The sequence below is a fragment of the Novosphingobium sp. PhB57 genome, from assembly GCF_004342985.1.
Lineage (GTDB): Bacteria > Pseudomonadota > Alphaproteobacteria > Sphingomonadales > Sphingomonadaceae > Novosphingobium.
In genome coordinates this window covers 566689-573041 of the sequence record NZ_SMBO01000004.1, presented here as the reverse complement: position 1 = coordinate 573041, position 6353 = coordinate 566689, and the positions used below count along the sequence as shown (strand labels likewise).

Here is a 6353-nt window from a genome sequence, read left to right as displayed (position 1 = left end):
CCCTCAATGGTGACGCGGGGTGGAGCAGCCCGGTAGCTCGTCAGGCTCATAACCTGAAGGTCGCAGGTTCAAATCCTGCCCCCGCAACCATGAACTTACCTTCCCCCCATACACAACGGCTCAGGCATGCGCGCTCGTATGCGCGCGCCTTGGCGCCGCACGCGCCACCGGTAACGATAGAGGCTTCGACATGACAAGCGCGGCAAAATCCCTTATGGGCGGGGCATGTCGCGCTGGGGCCTTTCTCTGCTGCTGATGCTCTTGTCGTCGTTCCTGGCGACTTCTGCCTTGCATGCTGCGGAGATGTCGGGCCCGGTCACGATGGAATGCTCTGGTTATGTCCACGATGAGGGGGACAATGACCAGTCGCAGGGGGACGCCGACAAGGGCGTACCGCATCACCATGCCAGCTGCCACGGCGGCGCATCCTTCCTGCCATCCCGAGACCAGAATCCCCTTCTTCAGAGCGTTTTGAAGCAGCGCGTTCCCGCAACCCGCTCTCATGCCCTTGGCCGGTGGATCGCCGGCCCGGATCTGCGTCCTCCCATTGCCTGATTGAATCCGAACGGCCCTGGCGCGCCCGCGCGCGCCGGCGGTCTGTCATTCTTCAATCGGGAATATCTTCATGTACAGGTTCATAGCGGCTCTGCTGGCCGCCACGTCGTGCGTCGCTGCCGCACAAGCGCAGGACTTTGCCGCGATGCGCGCGGCCCAGGTGCCGACGCCTCTATTCACACTCGAGGATGCCGTTGCGGCGGCGGGCGGCAGCGCCCCTGCCATCGAGGCCGCCGATGCCGGTATCCGGGCGGCGGAAGCAAACCGGCGGATAGCGGGCTTTCGCCCCAACCCCGTGGCGCAGGCGCAAGTCGAGAATGTCGCCGGAACGGGCGCCTATAGCGGCCTCCGCAATTCCGAAACGACCGCTGGCTTCCTGCAAACGCTCGAACGGGGCGGCAAGCGCCGTGCCCGCGTGGCGGTCGCCTCGGCCGAACTTTCCAGGACGGAGCTGCAGGCCGCGATCATGGCCGCGGATGTGCGGCTTCAGGCGACCCGGCTCTATATCGAGGCGATCTCGGCCATGCGCCGCCGGGAGACGGCACGCGATCAGGCGCGGATTGCCGGGGATGCCCTTCGCGCGGCCAGCCTGCGCGTCCAGGCCGGTCGAGCCTCTCCGCTCGAACGGCAGCGGGCCGATGTGACGCGGTTGTCGGCAGAGGCGAATGTCGAACGGCAGGATCGCCTTGCCCTTGCAGCCCGCACCAATCTGGAGCGGCGCATGGGGCGATCGATCGATGGCGAACTCGACGGCGGCCTTCTCGACCGTTTGCCGCCCGATGGGTACGGCCCAGATGTTCCGGTGGACCCACAGGGCACGCTCGCGCTCGCGGCGGCGGACGCCAATCTGGCCATAGCCGATGCCAACCTCCGCCTTGCGCGTGCGAACCGGGTGCCGGACGTGGATGTCGGGCCTTCGGTCCGGCGCCTTGAGGCGACCAATGACGTCGCGGCCGTGTTCACCGTTTCGATCCCCTTGCAGGTCTTCAACAATGGCCGTGCCGCGTTCGACCAGGCCAATGCCCAGCGCAGCCAGGCGGAAGCCCAGCGCCGGGCCGGCGCGCTCGATATCGAACAGGCCATCACCAATGCCCAGGCCGAGGCGGACAATGCCGCCACGCTGGCACGAACCGCATCGGGACCGGCGCTGGTCGCAGCACAGGAAGCGGCCCGCATCGCGCGCATCGGATACCGCGAGGGCAAGTTCGGCCAGCTCGATCTGCTCGATGCCGAACGCACGCTTGCCGAAACCCGCGTCGCTGCGATCGACGCGCTTGCCGCCTATCAGAATGCCCGCGCGCAGCTGGAGCGCCTGACCGCGCCTGCCGTCGCACCGCAAGTGGGGAACGGATTGTGAAGACCTTCAACAGATACGCCTACGCAGCATTTCCCTTGACCTTGGCCTTGCCGCTCGCACTCGCTGCCTGCGGTGGTGGCGGTTCCCAGGACGCTGCGCCCACGCGGGAAAAGGTTGAAGCCGCTCACGCCGAGGAAGGCGAGATCACGCTGACACCGGCGCAGATCGCTTCGGCAGGCATCCAGATCGGCCGTCCGATGGTGGGAGGCTCCGGCACTCTCGAACTGCCCGCGACCATCGAGGCCAACCCGCAAGGCATGCAGGTCGTTTCCGCCGCGATCGGCGGCCGTATCGTGGCGCTGGGCCAGAATCTCGGTCAGTCGGTCGGTCGCGGTGGGATCATGGCCGTGATCGAGAGCCGGGAAGCGGCCGTCCTCAAGGGCGAAGTCGAAGCCAGCCGCGCGCGTCTGGCCCTGGCCAACGCGAATCTTGCCCGCGAGCAGCGTCTGTTCAGCCAGCGCGTCACGCCGGAGCAGGATCTGATTGCCGCGCGCACCGCAGCAACCGAAGCGCGGATTGGCTACCGGCAGGCGCAGGGACAGGTATCCGCCGCCGGTGCCGGAGGCGGCGGGCTCAACCGCCTTGGCATTACCGCGCCGATCTCCGGGCAGGTGATCGCCCGTAGCGTCATCCTGGGCCAGACGGTCGACGCCAATGCCGAATTGTACCGGATCGCCGATCTTTCGAGCGTCTCGCTCGCACTGAACCTGCAACCTGCCGACGCCGGCCGGGTGAAACCGGGTAGCCCGGTGACCGTCACGGCTTCCGGCCGCAGGGCCACTGGCAAAGTGACGTTCGTATCCCCCGCGCTCGACGGGCAGACGCGCCTCGTGCCGGTCATCGCCGCGCTGGACAACCGCGGCGGAGAATGGCGCGTGGGCGAACCCGTGACGGCTTCCGTCCAGCTTGGCGGCGAAAGCGGGGACGGCGCCGTGCGCGTTCCGAGCACTGCCGTGCAGACGGTGGAGGGCAAGAGTGTGGTCTTCGTGCGCACCGGAGCGGGCTTTAGGGCGGTGCCGGTGACGCCGGGCGACAATGCCGGGGGCACCGTGATCGTCCGTTCGGGCCTGACGGGCACCGAGCAGATCGCCACCACCAACAGCTTCACGCTCAAGGCCGAACTCGGCAAGGGCGAAGCGGCGCACGAGGACTGAGCCGATGATCGCCTCCATCGTCAATTGGGCGGTCGACAAGCGCTGGCTCGTCCTGCTGCTCACCGCCCTTGCCGCCGCCATCGGCGCGGCCGCCCTGTACCGTCTTCCCATCGACGCGGTGCCGGACATCACCAACAACCAGGTGCAGATCAATATCCGCGCCCCGGCCCTCTCACCCGAACTGGTCGAAAAGCAGGTATCCTTCCCGATCGAGACCGCGCTGGCCGGCATTCCCGGCCTCGACCACACCCGCTCGCTCAGCCGCAACGGTTTCTCGCAGATCACGGCGGTGTTCGACGAGAGCACCGACATCTACTTCGCGCGCCAGCAGGTGGGCGAACGCCTCAGCGGGGTGAAGCAAGACCTTCCCCCTGGCGTCAACCCCGAGATGGGCCCGATCGCCACGGGCCTTGGCGAGGTCTATATGTGGACCGTCCGCCTCGAACACCGCAGCGACGACAAGCACTTGCCCGGTGAGCCGGGCATGCAGCCGGATGGCAGCTACATCACGCCGGAAGGCGAGCGCCTGACAAACGATACCGACAAGGCGACTTATCTGCGCACGGCGCAGGACTGGATCGTCGCGCCCTTGCTGAAGAACACCAGGGGGCTGGCCGGGGTCGATTCCATCGGCGGCTATGCCAAGCAGTTCCTGGTCGTGCCGGACGTCCAGCGCCTGGCGGCGATGAACATCACGCTCACCGATCTGGCCACGGCTCTGGAGCGCAACAATACCAGCGTCGGCGGCGGCTTCGTCGACCGTAACGGCGAAGGTCTGGCCGTGCGTTCCGACGCGCTGATCCAGAACGCCAGCGAGCTTGCGAAAGTCGTCATTGCCACGCGAGAGGGGGTTCCTGTCACTCTGGGTCAGGTTGCCGCCGTCAGGACCGGACAGGCGGTCCGCATGGGTTCGGCGTCCGAAAACGGTACTGAGGTCGTGGTCGGCACCGCGATCATGCGGATCGGCGAGAACAGCCGCACGGTCGCCACGGCGGTCGGCGATCGCCTTCGGGAGATCAATGCCTCGCTGCCACCCGACGTGATCGTGCAGCCGGTCCTGGACCGCACCGAACTCGTCAATGCGACCATCAGGACTGTCGCCAGGAACCTGGGCGAAGGCGCCTTGCTGGTCATCGTCGTGCTGTTCGCGTTGCTCGGAAACTTCCGCGCCGCGCTGATCGCTGCCATGGTGATCCCGGTTTCCATGCTGCTGACCAGCTTCGGCATGCTCAGGACCGGCGTTTCGGCGAACCTGATGAGCCTTGGCGCGCTGGACTTCGGCCTGATCGTCGACGGGGCGGTCATCATCGTCGAGAACGCGCTGCGGCGCATTGCCGAGGCGCAGCATCATGGCCGCCGCCTGCTCACTGTAGAGGAACGCCTGGCCACGGTCGCCACGGCTGCGCGCGAGATGATCCGGCCCTCGGTCTATGGGCAGGCGATCATCATTCTCGTCTACGTTCCGCTGCTCACGCTCACCGGTGTCGAGGGCAAGACGTTCGTGCCGATGGCGCTGACGGTCATCATGGCGCTGGCCTTTGCCTTCGTGCTCTCGCTGACGGCGGTGCCGGCGGCGATCGCGATCTGGCTCTCCCGCCGCGTGGAGGAAAAGGAAGGCCGGATCATGACCTGGCTCAAGGCGCGCTACGAGCCGGGCCTCGACAAGGCGATGAAGCGGCCGACGATGACGGTGGGTGTCGGCGTGGCCGGCTTCGCCGTGGCCATCGCCGCGTTCATGGGGCTGGGACAAGTGTTCCTGCCGCAGCTCGATGAGGGCAACCTGCTGATCCAGGCGCTGCGCATTCCGGCCACCTCGGTGCAGCAGAGCCAGGCGATGCAGGTGCCGATCGAGCGGATGATGTCGCGGCAGCCGGAAGTGCAGTTCGTCTTTTCGAAGACGGGCACGGCCGAACTCGCATCCGATCCGATGCCGCCCAATGCCACCGACATGTTCGTGATCCTGAAACCGCGCGATCAGTGGCCGGACAAGCGCCTTGCCAAGGACGAACTCGTCGCTCGTCTCGAAAAGGCGCTGAACGAATTCCCCGGCAATGCCTACGAAGTCACGCAGCCCATCCAGATGCGCTTCAACGAACTGATCGCAGGCGTGCGCGGGGACATCGCGGTCAAGGTCTTCGGTGAAGACTTCGGCGCCATGAATGCCACGGCCGAGAAGATCGCCGGGGTGCTGCGCCGGACCCGGGGCGCCACCGACGTCAAGGTCGAGCAGACCACGGGTCTGCCCATGCTCGACATTCGCGTCGATCGCGATGCCATGTCCCGTCTCGGCGTGACCGCGCAGGACGTGCAGGACATTGTCACCGCCACGCTGGGCGGCCGCGAGGCTGGCATGATCTTCGAGGGTGATCGCCGTTTCCCGGTGGTGATCCGCCTGTCCGAAGCCCAGCGCGCCGATATCGGCCTGCTGCGGCAGGTGCCGGTGCCGGTGCCTGGCGGGCGGTTCGTGCCGCTTGCCAGCGTTGCCGATATCGGGATCGCGGAAGGCCCGAACCAGATCAGCCGAGAGAACGGCAAGCGCCGCGTGGTGGTCCAGGCCAATGTGCGTGGCCGCGACGTCGGCAGCGTGGTGGAAGATGCCCGGGCGGCGATTGCCGGCGAGGTCCGTCTTCCCCCGGGCAGCTATCTGGAATGGGGCGGCCAGTTCGAGAATCTCGCCTCCGCCAGGGAGCGTCTGCAACTGGTGATCCCCGCCTGCTTCGCCCTGATCCTGCTGCTGCTCTACGGGGCGCTTGGCTCGATCCGGGACGCGGCGATCGTGTTTACCGGGGTGCCGATGGCATTGGTCGGGGGCGTATTGCTCCTGTTTGCACGGGGTATGGATTTCTCCATAGCCGCGGCCGTGGGCTTCATCGCGCTGTCGGGGATCGCGGTGCTCAACGGCCTGGTCATGGTCTCGTCGATCCAGGACCTGATGCGCCAGGGCACGGAGCGCGCCGCGGCCGCGCGCCTCGGCGCGCTCCAGCGCCTGCGACCCGTGGTCATGACCGCGCTCGTCGCCAGTCTCGGCTTCGTGCCGATGGCGCTGGGCAGCGGAGCGGGGGCGGAAGTGCAGAAGCCGCTGGCCACGGTCGTGATCGGCGGGTTGCTCTCGGCAACCCTGCTGACGCTTTTCGTGCTGCCCACGCTCTACGCCCGCTACGGTCGCAACGACCTGCCGGCCGAGGAAGGTCGCGCCGATCCGTCCGGTTCGGACGGATCGGCCACATTCTCGTGAACGGTTTCGGCGCCAGTGTCGCAGCCGGCGATGCCACGGGGCATGGCGGACC

The 6353-nt window shown here is 67.1% G+C and carries 4 protein-coding genes and 1 tRNA gene; all 5 read left to right on the top strand.

Going from position 1 to position 6353, the window contains the following annotated elements; genetic code table 11:
• Positions 1 to 13: 13 nt before the first annotated feature.
• The 5 genes from EDF58_RS15530 (at position 14) to EDF58_RS15510 (ending at position 6301) form a co-directional block, all read left to right on the top strand.
• Positions 14 to 90 (top strand) — tRNA-Met (locus tag EDF58_RS15530).
• Positions 91 to 225: 135 nt separating this feature from the next.
• A complete protein-coding gene (locus EDF58_RS15525) occupies positions 226 to 555 on the top strand; it encodes a hypothetical protein (protein ID WP_132267170.1) in 330 nt (109 codons plus the stop codon).
• 70 nt (positions 556 to 625) lie between these two features.
• Positions 626 to 1912 carry a TolC family protein gene (locus EDF58_RS15520; protein WP_132267169.1) on the top strand — a complete coding sequence of 429 codons (1287 nt, stop codon included), beginning with the start codon at positions 626 to 628 and terminating at the stop codon, positions 1910 to 1912.
• Positions 1909 to 3066, top strand: coding sequence for an efflux RND transporter periplasmic adaptor subunit (locus EDF58_RS15515; protein WP_207913009.1), 1158 nt, complete (start codon positions 1909 to 1911; stop codon positions 3064 to 3066). Before EDF58_RS15520 ends, EDF58_RS15515 begins: the two co-directional genes overlap by 4 nt.
• Before the next feature lie 4 nt (positions 3067 to 3070).
• On the top strand, positions 3071 to 6301 hold the full coding sequence (locus tag EDF58_RS15510) for a CusA/CzcA family heavy metal efflux RND transporter (protein WP_132267167.1): 3231 nt from the start codon (positions 3071 to 3073) through the stop codon (positions 6299 to 6301).
• The last annotated feature ends 52 nt before the right edge of the window (positions 6302 to 6353 follow it).